Source organism: Pseudomonas cremoris (genome assembly GCF_014230465.1).
In genome coordinates this window covers 233,045-256,144 of record NZ_JAAXCY010000010.1, presented here as the reverse complement: position 1 = coordinate 256,144, position 23,100 = coordinate 233,045, and the positions used below count along the sequence as shown (strand labels likewise).

24 protein-coding genes are annotated in these 23,100 nt (G+C 63.0%); 16 read left to right on the top strand and 8 right to left on the bottom strand.

All coding sequences use genetic code 11. From position 1 onward, the window contains the following. Positions 1 to 4: 4 nt before the first annotated feature. The 4 genes from HF257_RS24300 to ltnD all read right to left on the bottom strand — a co-directional run bounded on the left by HF257_RS24300 (position 5) and on the right by ltnD (position 4,406). Positions 5 to 1,465 carry a GntT/GntP/DsdX family permease gene (locus tag HF257_RS24300; RefSeq protein WP_185710656.1) on the bottom strand — a complete coding sequence of 487 codons (1,461 nt, stop codon included), beginning with the start codon at positions 1,463 to 1,465 and terminating at the stop codon, positions 5 to 7. 91 nt (positions 1,466 to 1,556) lie between these two features. Beyond that, positions 1,557 to 2,201 (bottom strand): 3-oxo-tetronate 4-phosphate decarboxylase, encoded by a 645-nt coding sequence (gene otnC, locus HF257_RS24295; protein ID WP_185710655.1) that lies wholly within the window; start codon positions 2,199 to 2,201, stop codon positions 1,557 to 1,559. Next, positions 2,198 to 3,490, bottom strand: coding sequence for a 3-oxo-tetronate kinase (gene otnK, locus HF257_RS24290; RefSeq protein ID WP_185710654.1), 1,293 nt, complete (start codon positions 3,488 to 3,490; stop codon positions 2,198 to 2,200). Before otnK ends, otnC begins: the two co-directional genes overlap by 4 nt. A 10-nt stretch (positions 3,491 to 3,500) precedes the next feature. After that, complete coding sequence (ltnD, locus tag HF257_RS24285; RefSeq protein WP_185710653.1) at positions 3,501 to 4,406, bottom strand: L-threonate dehydrogenase; 906 nt, start codon at positions 4,404 to 4,406, stop codon at positions 3,501 to 3,503. 230 nt (positions 4,407 to 4,636) lie between these two features. Between ltnD and HF257_RS24280 the strand changes: the two genes are divergently transcribed. The 6 genes from HF257_RS24280 to HF257_RS24255 all read left to right on the top strand — a co-directional run bounded on the left by HF257_RS24280 (position 4,637) and on the right by HF257_RS24255 (position 9,513). Continuing rightward, positions 4,637 to 5,227, top strand: a complete 591-nt coding sequence (locus tag HF257_RS24280; RefSeq protein WP_185710652.1) for an amino acid synthesis family protein — start codon at positions 4,637 to 4,639, stop codon at positions 5,225 to 5,227. A 43-nt stretch (positions 5,228 to 5,270) separates the two neighbouring features. Then, positions 5,271 to 6,104, top strand: coding sequence for an alpha/beta fold hydrolase (locus HF257_RS24275; protein WP_185710651.1), 834 nt, complete (start codon positions 5,271 to 5,273; stop codon positions 6,102 to 6,104). Next, positions 6,101 to 7,582 carry an aldehyde dehydrogenase gene (locus HF257_RS24270; protein WP_185710650.1) on the top strand — a complete coding sequence of 494 codons (1,482 nt, stop codon included), beginning with the start codon at positions 6,101 to 6,103 and terminating at the stop codon, positions 7,580 to 7,582. Before HF257_RS24275 ends, HF257_RS24270 begins: the two co-directional genes overlap by 4 nt. Before the next feature lie 12 nt (positions 7,583 to 7,594). Continuing rightward, complete coding sequence (locus HF257_RS24265; protein ID WP_185710649.1) at positions 7,595 to 8,080, top strand: flavin reductase family protein; 486 nt, start codon at positions 7,595 to 7,597, stop codon at positions 8,078 to 8,080. Positions 8,081 to 8,194: 114 nt separating this feature from the next. Next, a complete protein-coding gene (locus HF257_RS24260) occupies positions 8,195 to 8,947 on the top strand; it encodes a GntR family transcriptional regulator (RefSeq protein WP_185710648.1) in 753 nt (250 codons plus the stop codon). 2 nt (positions 8,948 to 8,949) lie between these two features. Continuing rightward, positions 8,950 to 9,513, top strand: coding sequence for an NUDIX hydrolase (locus HF257_RS24255; protein ID WP_185710647.1), 564 nt, complete (start codon positions 8,950 to 8,952; stop codon positions 9,511 to 9,513). A gap of 692 nt (positions 9,514 to 10,205) precedes the next feature. Here the strand turns inward: HF257_RS24255 and HF257_RS24250 are convergent. Beyond that, entirely contained in the window at positions 10,206 to 10,496 is a 291-nt protein-coding gene (locus tag HF257_RS24250) for a DUF1330 domain-containing protein (protein WP_185710985.1), read from the bottom strand. Positions 10,497 to 10,566: 70 nt separating this feature from the next. On the opposite strand from HF257_RS24250, the gene ribBA reads away from it, so the two are divergent. The 5 genes from ribBA to HF257_RS24225 all read left to right on the top strand — a co-directional run bounded on the left by ribBA (position 10,567) and on the right by HF257_RS24225 (position 15,829). Continuing rightward, positions 10,567 to 11,676 (top strand): bifunctional 3,4-dihydroxy-2-butanone-4-phosphate synthase/GTP cyclohydrolase II, encoded by a 1,110-nt coding sequence (gene ribBA, locus HF257_RS24245; RefSeq protein WP_185710984.1) that lies wholly within the window; start codon positions 10,567 to 10,569, stop codon positions 11,674 to 11,676. A gap of 225 nt (positions 11,677 to 11,901) precedes the next feature. Next, the gene (locus tag HF257_RS24240) at positions 11,902 to 12,927 is read left to right on the top strand and encodes an ABC transporter substrate-binding protein (RefSeq protein ID WP_185710983.1); all 1,026 of its coding nucleotides are present in this window, start codon (positions 11,902 to 11,904) and stop codon (positions 12,925 to 12,927) included. Further along, positions 12,924 to 13,841 (top strand): ABC transporter permease, encoded by a 918-nt coding sequence (locus HF257_RS24235; RefSeq protein WP_185710982.1) that lies wholly within the window; start codon positions 12,924 to 12,926, stop codon positions 13,839 to 13,841. Before HF257_RS24240 ends, HF257_RS24235 begins: the two co-directional genes overlap by 4 nt. Before the next feature lie 6 nt (positions 13,842 to 13,847). After that, positions 13,848 to 14,657 carry an ABC transporter permease gene (locus HF257_RS24230; protein WP_185710981.1) on the top strand — a complete coding sequence of 270 codons (810 nt, stop codon included), beginning with the start codon at positions 13,848 to 13,850 and terminating at the stop codon, positions 14,655 to 14,657. 17 nt (positions 14,658 to 14,674) lie between these two features. Beyond that, a complete protein-coding gene (locus HF257_RS24225; RefSeq protein WP_185710980.1) occupies positions 14,675 to 15,829 on the top strand; it encodes an ABC transporter ATP-binding protein in 1,155 nt (384 codons plus the stop codon). Positions 15,830 to 15,981: 152 nt separating this feature from the next. Here the strand turns inward: HF257_RS24225 and HF257_RS24220 are convergent, their stop codons facing one another. The 3 genes from HF257_RS24220 to HF257_RS24210 are packed head-to-tail and all read right to left on the bottom strand — an operon-like array spanning position 15,982 to position 18,397. Beyond that, positions 15,982 to 16,725, bottom strand: coding sequence for a PAS domain-containing protein (locus HF257_RS24220; protein WP_185710979.1), 744 nt, complete (start codon positions 16,723 to 16,725; stop codon positions 15,982 to 15,984). Continuing rightward, positions 16,726 to 17,382 carry a response regulator gene (locus tag HF257_RS24215; protein WP_185710978.1) on the bottom strand — a complete coding sequence of 219 codons (657 nt, stop codon included), beginning with the start codon at positions 17,380 to 17,382 and terminating at the stop codon, positions 16,726 to 16,728. Further along, entirely contained in the window at positions 17,351 to 18,397 is a 1,047-nt protein-coding gene (locus HF257_RS24210; protein ID WP_332872251.1) for an ATP-binding protein, read from the bottom strand. The genes HF257_RS24215 and HF257_RS24210 overlap by 32 nt, the downstream gene beginning before the upstream one ends. A 247-nt stretch (positions 18,398 to 18,644) precedes the next feature. Between HF257_RS24210 and HF257_RS24205 the strand changes: the two genes are divergently transcribed. The 5 genes from HF257_RS24205 to purU are packed head-to-tail and all read left to right on the top strand — an operon-like array spanning position 18,645 to position 23,097. Continuing rightward, the gene (locus tag HF257_RS24205) at positions 18,645 to 19,085 is read left to right on the top strand and encodes a dimethylamine monooxygenase subunit DmmA family protein (protein ID WP_185710976.1); all 441 of its coding nucleotides are present in this window, start codon (positions 18,645 to 18,647) and stop codon (positions 19,083 to 19,085) included. Then, complete coding sequence (locus HF257_RS24200) at positions 19,082 to 20,011, top strand: PDR/VanB family oxidoreductase (protein ID WP_185710975.1); 930 nt, start codon at positions 19,082 to 19,084, stop codon at positions 20,009 to 20,011. Before HF257_RS24205 ends, HF257_RS24200 begins: the two co-directional genes overlap by 4 nt. 12 nt (positions 20,012 to 20,023) lie before the next feature. Then, positions 20,024 to 21,040 (top strand): heme-dependent oxidative N-demethylase family protein, encoded by a 1,017-nt coding sequence (locus tag HF257_RS24195; protein ID WP_185710974.1) that lies wholly within the window; start codon positions 20,024 to 20,026, stop codon positions 21,038 to 21,040. 28 nt (positions 21,041 to 21,068) lie between these two features. After that, positions 21,069 to 22,199 carry an aminomethyltransferase family protein gene (locus HF257_RS24190; protein ID WP_185710973.1) on the top strand — a complete coding sequence of 377 codons (1,131 nt, stop codon included), beginning with the start codon at positions 21,069 to 21,071 and terminating at the stop codon, positions 22,197 to 22,199. Between the two features lie 31 nt (positions 22,200 to 22,230). Beyond that, a complete protein-coding gene (gene purU, locus HF257_RS24185) occupies positions 22,231 to 23,097 on the top strand; it encodes a formyltetrahydrofolate deformylase (protein WP_185710972.1) in 867 nt (288 codons plus the stop codon). The last annotated feature ends 3 nt before the right edge of the window (positions 23,098 to 23,100 follow it).

The window sequence follows — 23,100 nt, the reverse complement described above, 5'->3', positions numbered from 1 at the left end:
GAGGTCAGACAAAAGGCCAGATCAGCAGGGTAATCAGGAAACCCAAGGTGCCGAGCAACGTGGTGATCACGGTCCAGGTACGCAGGCCATCCGCCACATTAAGCCCGGCCAGCTTGGTGAAAATCCAGTAGCCGGCATCGTTGATATGGGACATTGCCAGCCCGCCACCGCCCATGGCCAGGCACAGCAGCGCCATATGGTTGGGCGTGAGGTTGAGGGTCGCGATCAACGGGCTGATGATCCCGGCCGTAGTCACCAGCGCCACGGTGGTGGAACCCTGCACCGCACGCAGCAACATGGTCAACAAGAAGCCCAGGGCCAACACCGGCAGGCCGGTGGTGCGCAGCATGTCGGAGACTACCGCGCCAATGCCGGTGTCCACCAGCACCTTGCCGAACACGCCACCGGCGCCCGCGATCAGGATCACCATGGCCACGCCCGGCAACGCCGAACCGATCACGTCAGACACTTGGCTGCGACTCCAGCCACGGCGCGAACCCAGCAGCCAGGCGCACAGCAAAGTGTCGATCAACAGCGCCACCAGCGGCGCACCGAGTACCGTCATCACCCCGCGCAAGGTCGACTCGATCGGCAGCAGCGAAGTGGCCAATGTCCCCAACAGGATCAACACAATCGGCAGCAGGATCAGGCTGACGATCAGTCCAAAACCCGGCGCGGGAGCCGCAGGCAGCTTGGCAGCGATGGCACTGGTGGATTCTTCCAGGCCCATATGCGACTCGGCCACGGCGGACTGTTGCACGGTGTGCTCGGTGCCGTTGGTCCAGGCCTGCAAGTCGGCGTTGGTCACGTGAGGGCCATACACCTCAGCGCGGATATCGTCGGTCATCGGATAGAAGCGACGCGTCATCCGCCCCGCGACACGGTAGCCGATGTAGCACAGCAATGCAGTGATCGGCAGGCCGAACATCAGCACCCGGCCCAGGTCCGCGCCCAGTTGGCTGGCGGCGGCCACGGCGCCCGGATGCGGTGGCAAAAACGCATGCACGGTGAGCAGCGCCGCACACATCGGCAACGCAAACACCAGCAGCGGCTTGCGTGCCCGACGGGCAACGCCATAGGCCAGCGGCATCAGGATGATCACCCCGACCTCAAAGAACACCGGCACGCCGATGATAAAACCGGCGATGGTCAGCGCCAGCGGCGTGCGGCGATTGCCGAAGCGCTCGATCAGCGTCTTGGCCAGGGCCTCGGCGCCGCCGGACAACTCGATGATCCGCCCGATCATCGCGCCCAAGGCAATGATGATCGCGATGTGGCCGAGGGTCTTGCCCATGCCGCCTTCGATGGTTGCCACCAGGTCGGCGGGCTTCACCCCAGCCACCAGCGCCACCACGATACTCACCAGCATCAGCGCGACAAACGGCTGGAATTTGTACTTGAGGACCAGAAACAGCAGCAGCGCGATACCGGCGCCGGCGGTCAACATCAAAATCAGTGGGCTCATTCGAGAATGTCCTGTTGTTATTGTTTTTCAAGCAAACCGGGACCGTCGAACGCCTGGGCAGGTGCTCGGGGCAACGCGTGCGATGTGGGTGTTACCAGTGCGCGCCGAACGTCTCGCGCAGTTCATCCAAAGCGGCCTGGTCCAATGGCGCAGGGCGCGGGTTGCTCATCAGCCATAGGCGTGCGGTCTCTTCCAGTTCTTCCAGGGCGTAGCTGGCCTTGGCCACCGAGCTTTCCCAGACCACCGGCCCCAAGCGCTCGAGCATCACGCCGCGTACGCTGTTGGCCAGTTGCGCGACCTGCTCGGCGACCTTCGGCGAACCGGGGCGCTGGTAGCCGATCAAGGGAATGTGCCCGACCTTCATCACCTGGTACGGCGTGAGTGGCGGCAAGATATCGTCCGCCCGCCACACGCCCGCCAGGGTCAACGCCACCAAGTGCGTGGAATGGGTGTGCACCACGCCGCCCACCGTCGGGTTGCGGTCATACACCTGGCGATGCAGGGCCAGGGTCTTGGACGGTTTATCGCCCGACACCCACTCCCCTTTCAGGTTGACCTTGGCGATAGCGGCGGGTGACAGCCGCCCCAGGCACACATCGGTCGGGGTGATCAGCCAACCATCATCGAGGCGCGCACTGATATTGCCAGCGCTGCCGACGGTATAACCGCGCTGGTACAGGCTGTGGCCGACGTCGCAGATTTCTTCGCGCTGGGCCTGTTCGTCGATGCCGCTCATTGGGCACCTCCGGCCAATTGCGCAAGGGCTTTGGCGAAGAAATCGCGGCCACCGAAGTTGCCGGATTTAAGCGCCAGCGCCAGTGGTTCGGCGGAGCTGCTGACCGTGGCCGGTACGCCCGGATCAATCTGCGCACCGATCTGCAGCAAGTTCACGCCCAACGCCTTGACCACCGCGCCGGAGGTTTCACCGCCGGCAATCACAAAGCGTCGTACGCCACTTTCGCGCAGGCCGTGGGCAATCTCGCCCAACGCGTCCTCGACCAAGGCACCCGCGCGCTCGACACCCAGTTGCTGCTGCACTGCCTTGACCTCTTCCGGGGTGCTGGTGGCGTAGATCAACACGGTTTGCGCGCTGTCGCGGGCAAACGCCAGGGCCTGCGCCACCACCGGTTCACCGGCTGCCACAGCCAGCGGGTCGATGCGCAGCGCCGGGCGACCGGCCTCGCACCAGGCCGCGACCTGGCCGAGGGTGGCCACCGACGCACTGCCGGCCAGCACCACTTCGCCACCGCCGACCACCGGCAACGACGCCACATCGAAGTCGCGCAGTTTGCCGGCACGGCGGAAATTATCCGGCAGGCCCAGGGCCAGACCCGAACCGCCAGTCAGCAACGGCAGGTCGGCGCAGGCGCTGCCCAGGGTGTAGAGGTCTTGATCCGACAACGCATCGGCGATGGCAATGCCCACGCCTTGCTCGCGCAGTTCGGCGATTTTCTGGCGGGTGGCGTCTACGCCCGCCGCCACGCTGTCATAGCGCAACAGGCCGACGGGCAACCGGGTCTGGCATTGCAGCACACGCACCAGGTTGGCATCGCCCATCGGCGTCAGCGGGTGATGCTGCATGCCGGATTCGCTGAGCAACTGGTCCTGCACAAACAGGTGACCACGGAAAATCGTGCGGCCGTTCTCCGGGAATGCCGGGCACGCCAGGGTGAAATCGCTGTCCAGGGCCTTGAGCAACGCTTCGCTGACCTGGCCGATATTGCCGGCGGCGGTGGAATCGAAGGTGGAGCAATACTTGAAGAAAATCTGCTCGCAGCCCTGCTCACGCAGCCAGGCCAGCGCGGCGAGGGATTCCTCCACAGCCTCGGTGGCTGGCGTGGTGCGGGACTTGAGGGCGATGACGATGGCATCCGCATCCAACCCGGCCGCAACTTCGCGACTGGGGATGCCGATGCTCTGCACCGTGCGCATGCCGCCACGCACCAGCATGTTGGCAAGGTCGGTGGCGCCGGTGAAATCGTCGGCGATGCAGCCCAGCAAAGGGCGCGCGTTGGCAGAGGTCATGACGCGTTCCTTAAACAGAGTCGGGCTTGGCGGTCGGCAGGTCGATGCCGGGGAAAATCTTGATCACCGCCGAATCATCCTCGCGGCCAAAACCGGCGCTGGAGGCTTGCATGAACATCTGGTGCGCGGTGGCGGACAGCGGCAACGGGAATTTACTGGCACGTGCGGTATCCAGCACAAGGCCGAGGTCCTTGACGAAAATATCCACCGCCGACAGCGGCGTGTAGTCGGCCTTGAGAATGTGCGGTACGCGGTTCTCGAACATCCAGGAATTGCCAGCGCTGTGGGTGATCACCTCGTACAAGGCATCGGCATCCACACCTTCGCGCAGGCCCAGGGCCATGGCTTCGGCGGACGCAGCGATATGCACGCCGGCCAGCAGCTGGTTGATGATTTTGACTTTGGAGCCCAGGCCATGGGCGTCGCCCAGGCGATAGACCTTGCCCGCCATGCCTGCCAGTACGGTTTCGGCCTTGGCATACGCGGCTTGCGGGCCGGAGGTCATCATGGTCATTTCACCAGCCGCAGCCTTGGCCGCGCCGCCGGAGATCGGCCCGTCTATATAGAGCAGGCCTTGATCAGCCAGGCGCTGGCCCAGCTCTACGGCGTAGGTAGGTGCCACGGTGGCGCAACCGATCACCAGGCTGGCCGGGCGCATTGCGGCTACGGCGCCGTTTTCGCCGAACAACACGGTTTCAGTCTGCTCGGCGTTGACCACCACCGTGATGATCACATCACAGGCTTCGGCCATTTGCGCCGGTGACGCGCACGCCACCCCGCCTTCGCTGGCGAATTGTTGGGTGACGACGTCACGCACATCACAGGCATGCACCTTAAAGCCGGCACGCAGCAGCGAGCGGGCAATGCCCAGCCCCATCGCGCCCAGACCAACAACACCGACATTCTTATTATTCATGGGGTACTCCAGGGGAAAACGGCGGCAGACACCACACCGGCGAGCCGCGTTGGAATTGGAGTCGATCATCCACCAATGAGCGGATTATGTGAAGTATTTTTTCAGCTTAACATTTTTTAACATCGCACTTCACAACCACGTCCATCAGCGAACTCATCGGTGGCGCTTGTGCTTTACGTATTATGGTATACCATCATACGCAAACCACCCCACCTCAGATGGAGCAGCTCATGAGTTTCGAAATCCGCAAAATCGTCAGCTATGTAGAAGAAACCTTTATCGAAGGCGGCAAGGCCTCCGACACCCCAGTGAAAATGGTTGGCCTGGCCGTCGTGCTGAAAAACCCATGGCTGGGCCGTGGTTTTGTCGACGACCTGAAGCCGGAAATCCGCGCCAACTGCTCCGACCTCGGCGCACTGATGGTCGAGCGCCTGGTGGGCATCATCGGTGGTGCCGAGAACATCGAGGCCTACGGTAAAGCGGCCGTGGTCGGTGCTGATGGCGAGATCGAGCACGCCTCGGCAATCATTCACACCCTGCGTTTTGGCAACCACTACCGTGAAGCGGTCAAGGCCAAGAGCTACCTGAGCTTCACCAACAAGCGTGGCGGTCCGGGCACCTCGATCCAGATCCCGATGATGCACAAGGACGACGAAGGCCTGCGCTCGCACTACATCACCCTGGAAATGCAGATCGAAGACTCGCCGCGTGCCGACGAAATCGTCGTGGTACTGGGCTGCGCCGATGGCGGCCGCCTGCACCCACGCATCGGCAACCGCTACATCGACCTGGAAGAACTGGCCGCCGAAAAGGCTCAGTAAGCACGGCAGGCACCCCAATAAAAAAGGCATGCAGGAGCGCTCCATGATTCGGCTCACCGCTGAACGCACCCCGGCTGGCACCAGTTATCTGGCGACCGGCCAAGGCCAGCCTGTGGTTTTGATCCACGGCGTGGGCCTGAATAAAGAAATGTGGGGCGGGCAAGTCGTTGGCCTGGCCACGAATTACCGCGTGATCACCTACGACATGCTCGGCCACGGCGCCAGCCCGCGCCCGGCCGCTGGCACGCCGCTGCTGGGTTATGCCGACCAGTTGCTGGAACTGCTCGATCACCTGGCACTGCCGCAGGCCACGGTGATCGGGTTTTCCATGGGCGGCCTGGTCGCCCGGGCGTTTGCCCTGCATTACCCCGAACGCCTCAAAGGCCTGGTGGTGCTTAACAGTGTGTTCAACCGCAGCCCCGAGCAGCGTGCCGGCGTGATCGCCCGCACCGCCCAGGCCGCCGAACACGGGCCGGACGCCAACGCGGAAGCTGCGCTGTCACGTTGGTTCAGCCGTGAATACCAGGCGGCCAATCCGGCGCAAATCGCGGCACTGCGCGAAACCCTGGCGGGCAACGACCCCCAGGGCTACCTCACGACTTACGAGCTGTTTGCAACCCAGGACATGTACCGCGCCGACGACCTCAAGAGCCTGCGCGCGCCCACTCTGGTTGCCACCGGCGAACTCGACCCCGGCTCAACGCCGGAAATGGCCCGGCAACTGGCCGATCGAATTCCCGGCGCCACCGTTGCGGTGCTGGCCGAGCAACGGCATATGATGCCGGTAGAATCGCCGCGCCTGGTCAACCAGTTGCTGCTGGGCTTTCTTGACACGGTGTACGCCCAAAACAATCCAATAAAGGGGATCGTTGCATGACGCTTGAACGCTTCCAGATGTGCATCGGCGGTGAATGGGTCGATGCCCTGTCCGGCAAGACCTTCGACAGCCTCAACCCGGCGCTGGCCGAACCCTGGGCGCAACTGCCCGACGCGGATGAAGCCGATGTGGAGCGCGCCGTACAGGCTGCGCAAACGGCTTTCGACAGCCCGGCCTGGCGTGGCCTCACCGCCACGGCGCGGGGCAAATTGCTGCGCCGCCTGGGCGATTTGATCGCCGAGAACAAGGAGCAACTGGCCCAGCTGGAAAGCCGCGACAACGGCAAGCTGATCCGCGAAACCCGTGGCCAGGTCAGCTACCTGCCGGAGTTTTTCCACTACACCGCAGGCTTGGCCGACAAGCTTGAAGGCGGCACCCTGCCGCTGGACAAGCCGGACCTGTTTGCCTACACCGTGCATGAAGCCATGGGCGTGGTCGCCGCGATCATTCCGTGGAACAGCCCGCTGTACCTGACCGCGATCAAGCTCGCCCCGGCCTTGGCGGCGGGCAATACCATCGTGATCAAGCCGTCAGAACATGCCTCGGCAACCATCCTCGAGCTGGCGCGTCTGGCGCTGGAAGCTGGCATTCCGCCGGGCGTGGTCAACGTGGTCACAGGCTTTGGCCCCAGCACCGGCGCCGCCCTCACCCGCCACCCGCTGGTGCGCAAGATCGCCTTTACCGGCGGCGCGGCCACCGCCCGCCATGTGGTGCGCAGCAGCGCGGAGAACTTCGCCAAGCTGTCCCTGGAACTGGGCGGCAAGTCGCCGAACATCATCTTCGCCGATGCCGACCTGGACAGCGCCATCAATGGTGCGATTGCCGGTATCTATGCCGCGTCCGGGCAAAGCTGCGTGTCCGGTTCGCGCCTGCTGGTGCAGGATGAAATCTACGATGTATTCGTCGAACGCCTGGTGTCACGTGCCCAACGCATCCGCATCGGCAACCCCCAGGATGACGCCAGCGAAATGGGCCCCCTGGCCACCGCGCAACAACTGGCCGTGGTCGAAGGCCTGGTAGCGGATGCCATCGCCGAAGGCGCTCGCCTGCGCACCGGCGGCAAACGCCCGCAGAACCTGGGCGAAGGCTGGTTCTATGAGCCGACGCTGTTCGAATGCGACCGCAATTCGATGAAGATCATGCAGGAAGAAGTCTTCGGCCCAGTGGCCTCAGTCATTCGTTTCAAGGACGAAGCCGAAGCCCTGGTCATCGCCAATGACTCGCAGTTTGGCCTCGCCGCCGGCATCTGGACCCGCGACCTCGGCCGCGCCCATCGCCTGGCCCGTGACGTGCGCTCAGGCATCATCTGGGTCAACACCTACCGCGCCGTGTCGGCCATGGCGCCGATTGGCGGCTTCAAGAACAGTGGCTATGGACGCGAAAGCGGCATCGATTCGGTGCTGGCCTACACCGAGCTGAAAACGGTGTGGATCAACCTGTCCCAGGCACCGATGCCTGATCCTTTTGTGATGCGTTAAGAGGCCAACTCCATGATCGAACCCGGCATTTACAAAGACGTGATGAGCTCGTTCCCGTCTGGCGTCACGGTGGTCACCACCCTCGACCCGGACGGCGGCATCGTCGGCATCACCGCCAGCGCATTCAGTGCGCTGTCGATTGACCCGGCGCTGGTGCTGTTCTGCCCCAACTATGCATCCGACACTTACCCGATCCTGCGCGACAGCAAGCGCTTTGCAATTCACCTGCTGTCCGCCGACCAAACCGCCGAAGCCTACGCGTTTGCCGGCAAGGGCAAGGAAAAGGCCAAGGGCATCGAGTGGCACCTGAGCGAGCTGGGCAATCCGCTGCTGGCCAAGGCCACGGCGATCATCGAGTGCGAGCTGTGGCGCGAGTACGACGGCGGCGATCACGCGATCATCGTCGGCGCGGTGAAGAACCTGATCCTGCCCGCGCAACCGGTCACGCCGATGATCTACCACAAGGGCAAGCTTGGGCCTTTGCCAGCCCTGGCCTGAGGCGCGCCGGGGGTCGTGAGGGTTTGTCGCTTAAAGGACGCCGCGTGATAAACTCGCCGACAATTTAGGCCCATGATCGGCCCCCAGTTAACCGTTACATACAGAGCAGACCCCATGAAACGCCTGCCACTCGACGACAGCTTCAAGGTCAATCACAACCCGGTCACCCTGCGGGAAATCGTGCTGGAGAAACTGCGCAGCGCGATCATGAACTTCCAACTGTTGCCAGGCGACCGCCTGGTGGAGCGCGACCTGTGCGACCGCCTCGGCGTCAGCCGCACCTCGGTGCGTGAAGCCTTGCGTCACCTGGAGTCCGAAGGCCTGGTGGAATTCGCCGATGCCAAGGGCCCACAGGTGGCAATCATCACCCTGGCCGACGCCGTCGACATCTACGAGCTGCGTTGCGTGCTCGAAGGCTTGATCGTGCAATTGTTCACCCTGCGCGCCAAGGCCAAGGACATCAAGGCCCTGGAAAAAGCCCTGGACGACAATCGCAAGGCCCTCAAGGACGGTGAGTTGCAGCAGGTGATCGACTCGGTGCAGGGCTTCTACGACGTGCTGCTGGAAGGCTCGGGCAACCACGTCGCCGCCACCCAGCTGCGCCAGTTGCAAGCGCGTATCAGCTACTTGCGTGCCACCTCGGTGTCTCAGGAAAACCGCCGTGGCGCCAGCAACCAGGAAATGGAACGCATGGTCGAGGCAATCAAGAGCCGCGACCCATTGGCCGCCCACCAGGCCTGCGTCGATCACGTGCGCGCCGCCGCCGCCGTAGCCCTGGACTACCTCAAGCGCAAACAGGAAGAGACCGGCAAGGTCCCTGAGATCACCCTGCCCATCGCCCTCAAAGAACCGCGCATAGGTCACTGACCGTGTTCAGCCCCAGCTTTTGCCCGAAATGCGGCGGCAGTGACTTAGGTCACCAGCTGCCACCGGGCGACACCCATGAACGCCTGATGTGCCGGGGCTGCGGCTATATCCACTACATCAACCCCAAGATCATTGCCGGCTGCATCATCGAGCAGGACGGCAAGTACCTGTTGTGCCAACGGGCGATTCCACCGCGCCCCGGCACCTGGACGCTACCGGCTGGTTTCATGGAAGGGGGCGAGACCACCGAGCAGGCTGCATTGCGGGAAGTCTGGGAAGAGAGCGGCGTGCGGGCGGAAATCGTCTCGCCCTACTCGATCTTCAGCGTGCCCAGGATCAGCGAGGTGTACATCATCTTTCGCGCCATCGCGCTGGAGATCACCGGGCAATTTGGGCCCGAAACCCTGGACTACAAATTCTTTGCACCCGAGGACATTCCTTGGGAGAGCATCTACTACCCGGCGATCCGGCAGATTCTCGAGCGGTATATCGAGGAGCGGCAAGCTGGGGTGTATGGCATCTACATTGGTAATGACGACAGCGGCAAGATCCATTTCATCCGCTGATCTCCCGGTTGGACACAATTCAAAATGTGGGAGCGGGCTTGTCGGGTCGCCGCATCGCTGCGATAGCTATGTGTTGGTCGCTGGAGCTTTTTGGTTGGAGTACATATCCGTTATTTGGGTAACGGCTGATATTGGTTCCGCCCTTACGGCGGCTCACTTTGGAAAAGCCCCAAAGTAAGCAAAGGGCTCTTGCCCCACCACTCGGCACCTCGCCTAGGCTCGGTGTGCCCTCACTCCGGCTTGAATCCGTGGGCCGCCGTCCTGCCGGGTTACCCACGGATTCAAGCCTGCGTTCGTCCAGCGTGGTTTAACGGGGCGCCTAAGATCAAAATCAAGATCAAAAACCAGAGCCAGAGCCAGAGCCAGAGCCAGAGCCAGAGCAAACCACTATCTAACTGATGTATGGAGATCCAAATGTGGGAGCGGGCTTGCTCGCGAATGCAGTGTGTCAGTCAGCAAATTAATTGGCTGATCCACCGCATTCGCGAGCAAGCCCGCTCCCACAGTTTTAACTGAGTACGGCAAAAAAAACGGTCGGCTCTAAGGCCGCCGCGCTCTTGCTTTTGATCTAGAAACGCCCGGTCAAACACGCTAGCCGAACGCAGGCTTTGGGGCTTTTCCAAAGTGACCCGCCGTAAGGGCGAAACCATAAGCAGCCGTTACCCAACCAACGGATATACACCCACCCCCCCCTAAACCACCCCTTCCACAATTATGATATGCGCCTGCGCCACACCCTCTCGATGCGCCCTCGCTACCTGATACTCGGCAGACTCATAACACGCCACCGCCTGCTCATAGCTATCAAACTCGATCACCACATTACGCGCCCTCGCCGGCCCGCCTTCCAGCGCAATGCTGCGCCCGCCCCTGGCCAAAAACCGCCCGCCAAACTTGGCAAACGCCGCCGGTGCGCGGCTGGTGTATTGCGTGTACTGCTCGGCATCCGCCACATCCACATGGGCAATCCAGTAAGCCTTCATCGGGACATCCTCTTATTCAAATTTTGTGGTATACCATAATACATACAACCAACAAATCGAGCACTCCACTATGAGCTTCAACAGCATCGCAGAAATCATCGAAGACTACCGCCAGGGCAAGATGGTGCTGCTGGTGGACGATGAAGACCGGGAAAACGAAGGCGATCTATTACTCCCCGCTGCCTACTGCACCGCCGAGGCTATCAGTTTTATGGCCCGCGAAGCCCGTGGCCTGATCTGCCTGACCCTCACCGATGAGCACTGCCAGCGCCTGGGCCTGGAGCAGATGGTGCCAAGCAATGGCAGCGTGTTCAGCACCGCGTTTACCGTGTCCATCGAAGCGGCCACCGGCGTGACCACCGGCATTTCCGCCGCGGACCGTGCGCGTACGGTGGCAGCGGCTGTGGATCTCAACGCAGGACCCGCCGATATCGTAGAACCCGGTCATATCTTCCCGTTGCGCGCCAAGGACGGCGGCGTGCTCACCCGCGCCGGCCATACCGAAGCCGGTTGCGACCTGGCGCGCCTGGCCGGGCACACGCCGGCGTCGGTGATCGTGGAAGTGATGAACGACGACGGCACCATGGCCCGCCGCCCCGACCTGGAAGTGTTCGCGCGCAAGCACGGCATCAAGATCGGCACCATCGCCGACCTGATCCACTACCGCCTCAGCACCGAACGCACGGTGATGCGCATCGGCGAGCGCGACCTGCCGACGGTGCACGGCACCTTCCGCCTGATCACCTTTGAAGACCGCATCGACGGCGGCGTGCACATGGCCATGGTGATGGGCCAGTTGCGCCGTGATGAACCCGCATTGGTGCGCGTGCATGTGATCGACCCACTGCGCGACCTGGTGGGCGCCGAATACAGCGGGCCCTCGAACTGGACGCTGTGGGCGGCGCTGCAACGCGTGGCAGCTGAAGGCAGCGGCGTGGTGGTGGTGCTCGCCAACCATGAATCCTCCCAAGCGTTGCTGGAACGCGTACCGCAGCTGACCCAGGCACCGCGCCAGTTCAGCCGCTCGCAATCGCGCATCTATTCCGAGGTCGGCACCGGGGCGCAGATATTGCAGGACCTTGGCGTCGGCAAGCTGCGTCATCTTGGCCCGCCCTTGAAATACGCCGGGCTGACGGGCTACGACCTGGAAGTCGTGGAGAGCATTGCCTTCACCGAATGACGGATCGCCGGTAAGGCAAAATGCTTGCACAAAGTTTGGAATACCATAATATGATATTCCATAGACCGAACGCTCCAGCCAAGTGCGCCCGCCAGGGAGAGCACCAATAACAGCCCTTGGCACGGTCGCTTTTGGGCCCTGATGAAAGGCCCCGTTTTACCTACTGCTCCCGATAGGCGGGCACTACCCAGCCCGCTCAATAACAAAACAAATGAGGGCGTGAACATGGTGTTGAACAAACGTGCAACCGCGGTACTTTTCGCGGGTTTACTGGCCACGGCCAGCCACGCGGTCCAGGCGGGCGAAAGCGTCAATTTCGTGAGCTGGGGCGGCAGCACCCAGGATGCGCAGAAGCAGGCGTGGGCTGATCCGTTCAGCAAGGCCAGCGGCATCACGGTGGTACAGGACGGCCCCACCGATTACGGCAAACTCAAGGCGATGGTCGAGAGCGGCAACGTGCAGTGGGACGTGGTCGACGTAGAAGCGGACTTTGCGCTGCGCGCCGCCGCCGAAGGCCTGCTCGAGCCCCTCGATTTCTCGGTGATCCAGCGCGACAAGATCGACCCACGCTTCGTCTCCGACCACGGTGTGGGTTCGTTCTTCTTCTCCTTCGTGCTCGGCTACAACGAAGGCAAGCTCGGCGCCGGCAAACCGCAAGACTGGACCGCGCTGTTCGACACCAAGACCTACCCCGGCAAACGCGCCCTCTACAAATGGCCAAGCCCTGGCGTGCTGGAACTGGCGCTGCTGGCCGATGGCGTACCCGCCGACAAGCTCTACCCGCTGGACCTGGACCGTGCCTTCAAGAAACTCGACACCATCAAGAAAGACATCGTCTGGTGGGGCGGCGGTGCGCAGTCGCAACAGCTGCTGGCCTCCGGCGAAGTCAGCATGGGCCAGTTCTGGAACGGTCGCATCCACGCGCTGCAAGAAGACGGCGCACCGGTGGGTGTAAGCTGGAAGCAGAACCTGGTGATGGCCGACATCCTCGTCGTGCCTAAAGGCAGCAAGAACAAAGCCGCCGCGATGAAGTTCCTGGCCAACGCCAGCAGCGCCAAAGGCCAGGCCGACTTCTCCAACCTGACCGCTTATGCACCGGTGAACATCGACAGCGTGCAGCGCCTGGATTCAGTCCTGGCACCGAACCTGCCGACGGCGTATGCCAAGGACCAGATCACCCTCGATTTCGCCTACTGGGCCAAGAACGGCCCGGCCATTGCGACACGGTGGAATGAATGGCTAGTCAAATGAAAATGACGGCAAGCACACCGACCGGGAGCGCCCTTGGCGCCTCCGGCGCGGTTCCGGGCAACGCCGTGTCGCCGTCCCTGGCCCAGCGCTGGAAAGGCTCAAGCAACCTGATCCCTGCCCTGCTGTTCCTCGGTTTGTTTTTCCTGGCGCCGCTGATCGGCCTGCTGCTGCGCGGCGTGCTGGAGCCGGTGCCAGGGCTGGGTAACTACGAAGAATTGTTCGCCAACTCGGCCTACGCCCGTGTGCTGCTCAACACCTTCTCGGTGGCGGGGCTGGTGACGCTGTTCAGCCTGTTGCTGGGTTTTCCGCTGGCCTGGGCAATCACCCTGGTGCCACGCGGTTGGGGGCGCTGGATCCTGAACATCGTACTGCTGTCGATGTGGACCAGCCTGCTCGCCCGCACCTATTCCTGGCTGGTGCTGTTGCAAGCTTCGGGGGTGATCAACAAGGCGCTGATGGCCATGGGCATCATCGATCAACCGCTGGAGATGGTGCACAACCTCACCGGCGTGGTGATCGGCATGAGCTACATCATGATCCCGTTCATCGTGCTGCCGTTGCAGGCAACCATGCAGGCCATCGACCCGATGATCCTGCAGGCCGGCTCCATTTGCGGCGCGAGCCCCTGGACCAACTTCTTCCGGGTGTTTTTACCGCTGTGCCGGCCGGGGTTGTTTTCCGGTGGCCTGATGGTGTTTGTGATGTCCCTCGGTTACTACGTCACCCCCGCACTGCTCGGCGGTGCGCAGAACATGATGCTGCCCGAGTTCATCATTCAGCAGGTGCAATCGTTCCTCAATTGGGGCCTGGCAAGTGCCGGCGCCGCGTTGCTGATCTTCATCACGCTGGTGCTGTTCTACTTCTACCTGAAGCTTCAGCCGGAATCCCCGGTTGGCGCCAGCAACGCGAGGTAAGCCGTCATGCTCCTGACTCCGAATGCCATGAGCCGCAGGATGCGCCTGGGCCTCTACACCACCACCGGCATCATCGGCCTGTTCCTGCTGTTGCCGATCGTATTTATCGTGCTGCTGTCGTTCGGCTCATCCCAGTGGCTGGTGTTTCCGCCGCCGGGCTGGACGCTGAAATGGTACGGCCAGTTCTTCTCCAATGCCGACTGGATGAACGCCGCGATGGCCAGCCTCAAGGTGGCGGTGCTGACCACCGTGTTCGCCGTGGCGCTGGGCTTGCCGACCGCGTTTGCCCTGGTGCGCGGGCGTTTTCCCGGCCGCGAGTTGCTCTACGGGTTGTTCACGCTGCCGATGATCGTGCCGCTGGTGATCATCGCCGTGGCGGTGTACGCGCTGTTTCTCAAGCTGGGCTACACCGGCACGATGTTCGCCTTTGTGGTCAGCCATGTGATCGTTGCACTGCCGTTCACCATCATCTCGATCATCAACTCGCTGAAGCTGTTCGACCAGTCGATTGAAGACGCGGCAGTGATCTGCGGCGCCTCACGCTTGCAGGCGGTGTTCAAGGTGACCTTCCCGGCAATCCGCCCAGGGATGGTGGCCGGTGCGCTGTTCGCGTTCCTCGTCTCGTGGGACGAAGTGGTGCTCAGCGTGATGATGGCCAGCCCCACCCTGCAAACCCTTCCCGTGAAAATGTGGACCACCCTGCGCCAAGACCTTACGCCTGTGATCGCCGTCGCCTCGACGCTGCTGATCGGCCTGTCGGTACTGGTCATGGTGATTGCCGCCGTCGTTCGTCGACGCACTGAAACCCGCGCCTAAGCGCTGAGGATCAAGACATGAGTGCAGTGATCAAAGAGACAGCACAGAGCCCTGGCCAACCCCTGGTCAGCCTGCGCAACCTGAACAAGCACTACGGCGAATTTGCCGCCGTGGACAATATTTCGCTGGACATTCAGGACGGCGAGTTCCTCACCTTCCTCGGCTCCAGCGGCTCGGGCAAAAGCACCACGCTGTCGATGCTCGCCGGCTTCGAAACCCCCAGCAGCGGTGAAATCCTGGTCAGTGGCCAATCCCTGGTCAACGTGCCGCCGCACAAGCGCGATATCGGCATGGTGTTCCAGCGCTACTCGTTGTTCCCGCACCTGTCGGTGCGCGACAACATCGCCTTCCCCCTGGCGATCCGCAAACTGGCAAGCGCCGAACGCGAGAAACGCGTCGACGCCATGCTCAAGCTGGTGCAGTTGGAACAGTTCGCCCATCGCCGCCCTTCGCAACTCTCTGGCGGCCAGCAACAACGCGTGGCCATCGCCCGCGCGCTGGTGTACGAGCCACGCATCTTGCTGATGGACGAACCCCTCGGCGCCCTCGACAAAAAACTGCGTGAAGACCTGCAAGACGAACTGCGCCAGCTGCATCGGCGCCTGGGCATCACCATCATCTACGTGACTCACGACCAGGAAGAAGCCATGCGCCTGTCCCAGCGCATCGCAATTTTCAGCCACGGCAAAATTGTCGGGTTGGGCAGTGGGTTTGATCTGTACCAGAACCCGCCCAATGCATTCGTGGCGTCGTTCCTCGGTAACTCCAACTTCCTCAAGCTCAAGGCCCAGGGCAATGCGGCAGCGGCGTTCGAAGGCCAGGCGCTGTCGATCCGCCTGACCACCGGGCTGCACATCGACCAGGACGTACTGCTGATGGTACGCCCGGAAAAAGCCTTGGCACTGAGCGTTGAACAAGCCGCCGAGCAACCGCTGGCGGCGGGTTGGAATGAAGTGTCGGCGATTGTCGGCGAGGTGTTGTTCCTGGGCGAGAGCCAGACCTGCACCGTGAAAACCCTCGGCGGTACGTCGATGACGGTCAAGGCGCTGTCGGCTGCGGGCATGCCGCTCAAAGCCGGCGACCCGGTGCGCGTGCGCTGGGCCACGGCGGATGCGTGCGTGTATACCGAGTGGGCCGAAAGCGACCTGAACAAAGCCGCCGGCGCGCATTGATTGTAGTGAGCGGGCTTGCCCCGCGCTGGGTGGCGAAGCCGCCCCAACAAGGTCGCCGCGGTGATTCAGAAAAACCGAGGTGCCTGGATTTGGGGCGGCTTCGCCCCCCAGCGCGGGGCAAGCCCGCTCACTACAAGTTGTGCAGATGAACGTTAAAGTTTGCGTTCGAAAATCGCCCCTTCGATACCCAACACCTCGCGGGTATCGGCATAAATTCCCACGCCCTTCTCCCAGACGTGCTTGATCGACTGATCGGCGCAACGGATCCGGTAGTCCAGCTCGAATGGCTCCTGGCGTGACAGTGCATATTGCACCTCGCGCCAGACGTAATCGGCATCTTGGGCGACGATCAGGCTGTTGTAGGTGAACTCGTGATTGTCCACCAGCCGCTCGGCGGGGTAGCCGGTCAGTGGCAGGCACCCGGCGCTGACGAACTCCATGGTCCAGTCGCGGTTGTTGCGGCCGCGATAGATCAGGCCCGGCATGCTGTCCAGCAGGCTCATGCTGCTGCGTTGGCTGGCCTGCAAGGCGATTTCACGGCGTTTGTGCGCGGTGACGTCACCGGCCACCAGGTAAAAACCTTGCGGCCCGCGCTTGAGGCTGACGTCAAACCAACGCAATTCCCCGCTCGGATGCACGAAACGCAGGCGTTGGTTGAACGAGGTGTCGGGGCGGCGCCGCAGCTCCTGCAGGGCTTGGCGCCAGAGCGGGCGGTCTTCCTGGTGCACATAATCGATCAGGTTGCGCTCACTGCCCGGACAGTCCATGAGTGCGGCCCAGGCCAGGTTGTAATGGGCGATCTGGCCGTTGTCGCGCAGTTCCAGCAGCGCGCCGGGAAAGCGGTCCATCAGGTGCACAGGCGGTGTCGATGCGAAGGCTTCGGGGCTTTCCCTCATTTAATGACGCTCCTCGTGCTTCATCGACGCCCCGTTGTGCACCCAGGCCGCCAGTTCCAGCCGCGAATGCAAGCCGAGCTTCTGCAACAGGCTGCGCACGTAGATTTTCACTGTGCCGTCGCTGATGCCCAGTTCGCGACCGATCTGTTTATTACTCATGCCGGCGGCGATCAGGGCCAGGGTCTGGCCTTCGCGTTCGGTGAGGTTGCCGCTGTCGAGGGGCTCACATGGTGACGTGGGCGCTTGGTCGGCGAGCAACGCGATCAAGGTCGAGTCCAGTACGATGGCCCCTTTGTGGCAGTTGCGCATATACGCCAGCAACGCGTCAGGCTCGGTTTCCTTGAGCACATAGCCGCTGGCACCCAGGCGCAGGGCCGTGAGCAATTCGGCGCGGTCCATCGAGGCCGTGAGCACCACCACCTGGCACTCAAGGCGCAATTGGCGCAACTCATCCAGCACCTGCAAGCCGCTAAGGCCGGGCATGTGCAAATCCAGCAGCACCTGCTGCGGCGTCAGGCTCACGGCCAGGTTGATACCTTCGCGGCCGCTGGCCGCCTGGCCCACCACTTCGAAGTCGTCACTGGCGCCGAATAACTGCGCCAGGCCTTTGCGAAACAAGGGGTGATCATCGATCAGTAATAAGGTCGTGCAGTCCATCGAGACTCCCCTGTGGCAGTTCTTGGTTGCGGTGCAGGCCAAGGTGCACGCGCACCCCGTGCGGGCGGATGGCTTCAATGGTCAGGTGCGCACCGATGCTGGCGGCACGCTCGCGAATGATCGCCAGGCCGAAATGGTTGTGTTCACCGGAGGCGGCGCTCAGGCCGATGCCATCGTCTTCCACCGACACCGAGGCGTCGCCGTCCTGGGTTTGGCGCAACTCGATGCGCACATGGCGCGCATGGGAATGGCGCACTGCGTTGGCCAAGGCTTCGCGGATGATCTGCAGGATCTGTAATTCGGTTTCCGGGCTCAGGGCATCGTCGGCCAGGCGGTTATCCAGTTCGAAGACGATGATGCAACGTCGGGAAAACTCGGCGACGGAGTCGGCCAGGGCCTGGCGCAGCGAACGTCCGTCCATGGTCAGGCGTGCGCTGGTGATCAGCTCGCGCACCTGGCGCTGCAATTGGCTCAGCCCGGCGCACAGGTCCTGCAACGCCGGCTCGCCGAGCTGGGATTGCAAACCATGGGCCTGGAACGACAGGTAACCAAGCTGCTGCGCCACCGAGTCGTGCAGCTCACGCGCCAGGGCGCCGTGGCGCGACGTCGCCTGTTTACGCTGTTGCTCGCGCTGGTGGCTGCGCAGGCGCACGCTCACGCATACGGCCTGCGACGCTTCTTCCAGTAAGCCGCGCCAACTGGCACCGGCCCGTCGAGGGGTATCGAGCAGCAACACGCCCTTTTCGCCCTCGGGCAAGGCGCACACCACCCGGTGTACCCCGCGTTGCCGGCAAGGGCCGCAAGCCTGCGGCGTATCCGCCACGTTCGGGTCGCGCCAGGGGCAAGCCACCGCGAGCTGGCAGCCCTCGATCAAGCCGCGCCGTGTGGGGCTCAAGTCTTCGCCACCAAGGATCAGGTTGAGCCTGGCAGGTGGCAGCAGTGCGTCGAAACGGTCCAGGAAATCCGACAAGGCACCGTCAGCGTGCAGGGGCAACCCGGCCAACAACCTGCGCACGCTGCGCGCCTGTTCAGGGCGCACAGGCCCCAGCCAGAGCGGCCACCTTTTCGGTCGTGTTTGCACGCGTCGATCACTCCCCGTTCCGTTGCTGAGCGTTAGGCAAAGACCAGCAACTTCCATGCCCCGAATGGCGGTCGAACAAGGCCTATCTCCAAAGGCATAGCCCTTTTTCCAGATTGAGAAGATTTTCCCCATAGGAAAGTATCTCTCCCAGCAGGAAACAAAACCCGCTTGGAGAGCCCGCATGACGCACAACCGACCTATCGTGGTGATGCAATCGGCCGCCGCCGGCGCAGCAGCTGTCGCAACACTGGACGCGCCCCTGTTGCTCAACGCCGAACACCCCGACTTCGCCCGGCGCCTGCAACACGTCTTGGCTGACGCCACGGTGGGCTGCCGGCTCCACGTGCTGGGGGATGAGGCCTTCATCTGGCGCCTGCACGGTCAAGCCCGTGCGGCAGGCCTGGAAGAAACCGAGATCACCCTGACCTGCACGCTGCCCGGCCTTCGCCTGGTGTATTGCGCGCATTGCGGGCTGACCCAGGCCGCCGGGCCGGAGCCGTCAGTGAGCTGCATCGGCTGCCATGTCGGGCTGGAGGTGCGCACGCATTTTTCCCGGCGACTGGGGGCTTACCTCGGGGTATGCATCGACCCCGACCAGCCGTACGCGGGGTTCCAGCCATGAGTGCCGCGCTCAAGGTATACGTCAGCGCCGCCAGGATGCTCACGCCGGTGGTGCGCGAACTCACGCTGGTGTCAGCCACCGGCGCGCTGCCTGCGTTTTCTCCGGGCAGCCATGTGCAGGTGCACCTGCCGCTGGCCGAAGGCACGGTGCGCAACGCTTATTCCCTCACCAGTGACCCGGCGCACGCCGCGCACTACCGCATCGCCGTGCGCCTGCAAGAGGCCTCGCGTGGCGGCTCTCAGTACCTGCACCAGCAAGTACACGTGGGCGACACCTTGCAGATCTCACCGCCGGCCAATCTGTTTGCGCCCCACGGCACGGCACGCCTGCACATCCTGATCGCCGCCGGCATCGGCATCACGCCCTTCATGGCCTATATCGCGGCGCTGGAACAGCAACAGGCCGATTTCGAACTGCACTACCTGTACCGCCCTGGCCTCAGCGATGCCTACCTCGACGAATTGCAACAGCGCCTCGGCCCACGCCTGCATCGCTACGCCAGCCGCCCGGACCTGAGTGCCCTCCTCGCCAACCGGCCATTGGGCAGCCACGTCTACACCTGTGGCCCGCAGTCACTGCTCGATGCGGTGGCGCAACAGGCCCAGCGTTGTGGCTGGCCGGGCAATCGGCTGCACGCCGAGGCCTTCAAGGGTGCGCAACCCGGCCAACCGTTCGACCTGCACCTGCTGCGCAGCGACCGGCGCCTGCGGGTCGAGGCCGAACAGAGCCTGCTCGAAGCCCTGGAACACGCCGGTGTGCAGGTGCCCAACCTGTGCCGTGGCGGGGTTTGCGGCCAGTGCATCACCCGCCACACCGACGGCGCTATCGAACACCGCGACAGCTTTCTCAGCGCGGCCGAGCAGGCCGAGTTTCTGATGCCTTGCGTCTCACGCGGCTGCGGCCCTTGCGTGTCACTGGACCTATAGGAGTTACCCGCCATGCCCCTGCCATCAAGCCCCGTGCTGAGCTATCGCGACGATTTCAGCTTTCGCAACAGCCCCAGTGCTATCCGCCGCTTCCCGTTTCCGTTCATTGAAGACAGCTACCTGTACTCGGTGAACATCGAACCGGCCACTTCTCGCGACCCCGGCTCGATCTACGAGCACGCCTTCGATATCGACGAGCACTACCGCTCGGAAATGGCCGAACGCGCGCTCGTCCTCGACCAGGACCCGCGCCGCTACCTGGTGATGCCGCACATGCAAGTGGCGGCCTGGGATGCGTTGCAGATGCTGATGGAACACCTTGCTGCCGATTACCCGCAAAGCTTCAGCCTGACCCAGGACGGCGAGCGCTGGCACTGGCGCAACCACCTGCTGGACATCGACCAGTGCTTTGTCTTCGGCGACGCCAGCAGCCTGCCCTGCGCACCGCTGGAATACATCGGCCGCCAGGTGCAGGGCGATTTCGCCTTGCTCGACCAACGTGACGGCGACCTGTACATGGACGCCGGCCTGGTCACCAGCCCGGCCGACTGGTCGCTGGCATTTGATGCAGGGATGAGCTTCAAGCAGTGGCATGCACCGGTGCCCATGGCTCACCAGATGGGCATCTTCGACCGGGCGCTGAAATACCTGCTCAACCTGCAAGCCGGCCAGCCGGTGCGGCGCCTGAATTGGACGCTGACGATTAACCCGCGTCTGGACTCATCTCCCGAAACCTTCCACGAATGGGGCGCGGACCGCGGCCGCATCACTGCCAGCAACGTCGGGCAGCAGGTGCACCTGCGGGTCGAGTTGCAAGTGATGGCGCGCCTGCCCCGTAGCAACGCGGTGATGTTCAGCATCCGTACCTACCTGATCAGCCTCGACGAACTGGTCACTCACCCCGGCTGGGGCTGTCGCCTGCATCGCGTGCTGCGCGACCTGCCCGACCCCATCGCCGACTACAAGGGCATGACCCGCTATCGACACACGTTGGTCGAGTGGCTCAGCCAATTCGACCCGCAAGCCTGACCCCCTCTTTCCCGACAAGGACCTTCACATGACTGCTTCATGGCGTATTTCTGCACTGGCCGAACGGCACCGCGCCCTCGGTTCGAACCTCGAAGACTGGAACGGAATGGGCACCGCCTGGACCTACAGCAGCGCGCTGGCCGACCACCACCAGGCGATCCGCACCCGCGCCGGGCTGATGGACGTGTCGGGGCTGAAAAAAGTCCACTACGTCGGGCCGCACGCCGAGAGCCTGTTGCAGTGGGCCACCACCCGCGACATCGCCAAGCTCTACCCCGGCAAATCGGTGTACGCCTCGATGCTCGACGAGGACGGCAAGTTCGTCGATGACTGCATCGTGTACCGCACCGGCCCCAATGCCTTCATGGTGGTGCACGGCGCGGGCAGCGGCCATGAAATGCTCGTGCGCTCTTCCCAGGGCCGGCAGGTGGCGGTGTTGTTCGATGACGACCTGCATGACCTGTCGCTGCAAGGCCCGCTGGCGGTGGATTTCCTTGCCGAACACGTGCCGGGCATCCGCCAGTTGCCGTACTTCCACCACCTGCAAACACGCCTGTTCGAGCGCCCGGTGATGATCTCCCGCACCGGCTACACCGGCGAACGCGGCTACGAGATTTTCTGCAAGGCCGCCGACGCGCCGTTCCTGTGGGACAGCATCCTGGAACAGGGCGCCAGCCTGGGCATCATCCCCTGTGCGTTCACCGCCTTGGACTGGTTGCGGGTGGAAAGCTCGCTGATGTTCTTCCCCTACGACAACTCGCAGATGTACCCCTTCGCCGACCAGAAGGCCGGCGACACGCTCTGGGAAATGGGCCTTGATTTCACCGTCTCCCCCGGCAAACAAGCCTTCCGTGGTGCCGAAGAACACCAGCGCCTGCGCGGCCAGGAGCGCTTCAAGATCACCGGTGTGTTGCTCGACGGCGTACGCCCGGCCGAGGCGGGCGACACCGTGTGGCAGGGCAATACGCAAGTCGGCGTGATCACCTGCGGCATGTATTCGCGCCTGAGCAAACGCTCGATGGCAATTGCACGCATGAGCGTCGCCTGCGCCGAGCCGGGCATAGCCCTGCAGGTGCGCGGCAGCCTCGAGGCCAGTGCCGTGAGCCACGCCCTGCCGTTTGACGACCCGCAAAAAACCAAGCGCACGGCCAAGGGCTGAGCTTCTTCCCACACTTACCCAGGAGCCTTCGATGGACGCCTCCAGCGAACATTACATCCTCAAAATCACCTGCCCGGCGGCGTCCGGGATCGTTGCGGCGATCAGCGCCTGCCTCGCCGTGCAGCAGTGCTACATCAGCGAGCTGGCACAGTTTGACGACGAGTTCACCGGGCAGTTTTTCATGCGGGCGGTGTTCCGCTTCAATACCGGTGTGAGCGGCGATATCAGCGCCCTGCGTAAGGGCCTGGGCGACCTTGCCGGCGGCTTTGACATGCAGTGGCAGTTGTTCAGCTCGCGCCAGCCGACGCGGGTGCTGCTGATGGTGAGCAAGTTCGACCATTGCCTCACCGACCTGCTCTATCGCCACCGCAAGGGCGAGATGGACATGACCATCACCGCCGTGGTGTCCAACCACCTCGACCTGCGTGCCATGGCCGAGCGCGAAGGCATCCGCTTCATCTACCTGCCCATCACCAAAGACAGCAAGGCCAGCCAGGAAGCCGAGCTGATGCGCATCGTCGAAGACACCCAGACCGACCTCGTGGTGCTGGCGCGCTACATGCAGATCCTCTCCGACGGCCTGTGCCAACAACTGTCGGGGCGGGCGATCAACATCCATCACTCGTTCCTGCCCGGTTTCAAGGGCGCCAAGCCCTATCACCAAGCCTACGACCGTGGCGTGAAGTTGATCGGCGCCACGGCCCACTACGTCACCAGCGACCTCGACGAAGGCCCGATCATCGAGCAGGAGATCCAGCGTGTGGACCACACCCACCTGCCCGATTCGCTGGTCGCCATCGGCCGCGACACCGAAACCGTGGCCCTTTCCAAAGCCCTGAAATATCACCTGGAACACCGGGTATTCATCAACCAGGACAAGACAGTGATCTTTCGCTGAAAC

Bases quoted from the DNA above. Each gene is read 5' to 3' on its own strand.
- HF257_RS24300 (WP_185710656.1), bottom strand. From the start codon at position 1,465: ATGAGCCCACTGATTTTGATGTTGACCGCCGGCGCCGGTATCGCGCTG.
- otnC (WP_185710655.1), bottom strand. From the start codon at position 2,201: ATGAGCGGCATCGACGAACAGGCCCAGCGCGAAGAAATCTGCGACGTC.
- otnK (WP_185710654.1), bottom strand. From the start codon at position 3,490: ATGACCTCTGCCAACGCGCGCCCTTTGCTGGGCTGCATCGCCGACGAT.
- ltnD (WP_185710653.1), bottom strand. From the start codon at position 4,406: ATGAATAATAAGAATGTCGGTGTTGTTGGTCTGGGCGCGATGGGGCTG.
- HF257_RS24280 (WP_185710652.1), top strand. From the start codon at position 4,637: ATGAGTTTCGAAATCCGCAAAATCGTCAGCTATGTAGAAGAAACCTTT.
- HF257_RS24275 (WP_185710651.1), top strand. From the start codon at position 5,271: ATGATTCGGCTCACCGCTGAACGCACCCCGGCTGGCACCAGTTATCTG.
- HF257_RS24270 (WP_185710650.1), top strand. From the start codon at position 6,101: ATGACGCTTGAACGCTTCCAGATGTGCATCGGCGGTGAATGGGTCGAT.
- HF257_RS24265 (WP_185710649.1), top strand. From the start codon at position 7,595: ATGATCGAACCCGGCATTTACAAAGACGTGATGAGCTCGTTCCCGTCT.
- HF257_RS24260 (WP_185710648.1), top strand. From the start codon at position 8,195: ATGAAACGCCTGCCACTCGACGACAGCTTCAAGGTCAATCACAACCCG.
- HF257_RS24250 (WP_185710985.1), bottom strand. From the start codon at position 10,496: ATGAAGGCTTACTGGATTGCCCATGTGGATGTGGCGGATGCCGAGCAG.
- ribBA (WP_185710984.1), top strand. From the start codon at position 10,567: ATGAGCTTCAACAGCATCGCAGAAATCATCGAAGACTACCGCCAGGGC.
- HF257_RS24240 (WP_185710983.1), top strand. From the start codon at position 11,902: ATGGTGTTGAACAAACGTGCAACCGCGGTACTTTTCGCGGGTTTACTG.
- HF257_RS24235 (WP_185710982.1), top strand. From the start codon at position 12,924: ATGAAAATGACGGCAAGCACACCGACCGGGAGCGCCCTTGGCGCCTCC.
- HF257_RS24230 (WP_185710981.1), top strand. From the start codon at position 13,848: ATGCTCCTGACTCCGAATGCCATGAGCCGCAGGATGCGCCTGGGCCTC.
- HF257_RS24225 (WP_185710980.1), top strand. From the start codon at position 14,675: ATGAGTGCAGTGATCAAAGAGACAGCACAGAGCCCTGGCCAACCCCTG.
- HF257_RS24220 (WP_185710979.1), bottom strand. From the start codon at position 16,725: ATGAGGGAAAGCCCCGAAGCCTTCGCATCGACACCGCCTGTGCACCTG.
- HF257_RS24215 (WP_185710978.1), bottom strand. From the start codon at position 17,382: ATGGACTGCACGACCTTATTACTGATCGATGATCACCCCTTGTTTCGC.
- HF257_RS24205 (WP_185710976.1), top strand. From the start codon at position 18,645: ATGACGCACAACCGACCTATCGTGGTGATGCAATCGGCCGCCGCCGGC.
- HF257_RS24200 (WP_185710975.1), top strand. From the start codon at position 19,082: ATGAGTGCCGCGCTCAAGGTATACGTCAGCGCCGCCAGGATGCTCACG.
- HF257_RS24195 (WP_185710974.1), top strand. From the start codon at position 20,024: ATGCCCCTGCCATCAAGCCCCGTGCTGAGCTATCGCGACGATTTCAGC.
- HF257_RS24190 (WP_185710973.1), top strand. From the start codon at position 21,069: ATGACTGCTTCATGGCGTATTTCTGCACTGGCCGAACGGCACCGCGCC.
- purU (WP_185710972.1), top strand. From the start codon at position 22,231: ATGGACGCCTCCAGCGAACATTACATCCTCAAAATCACCTGCCCGGCG.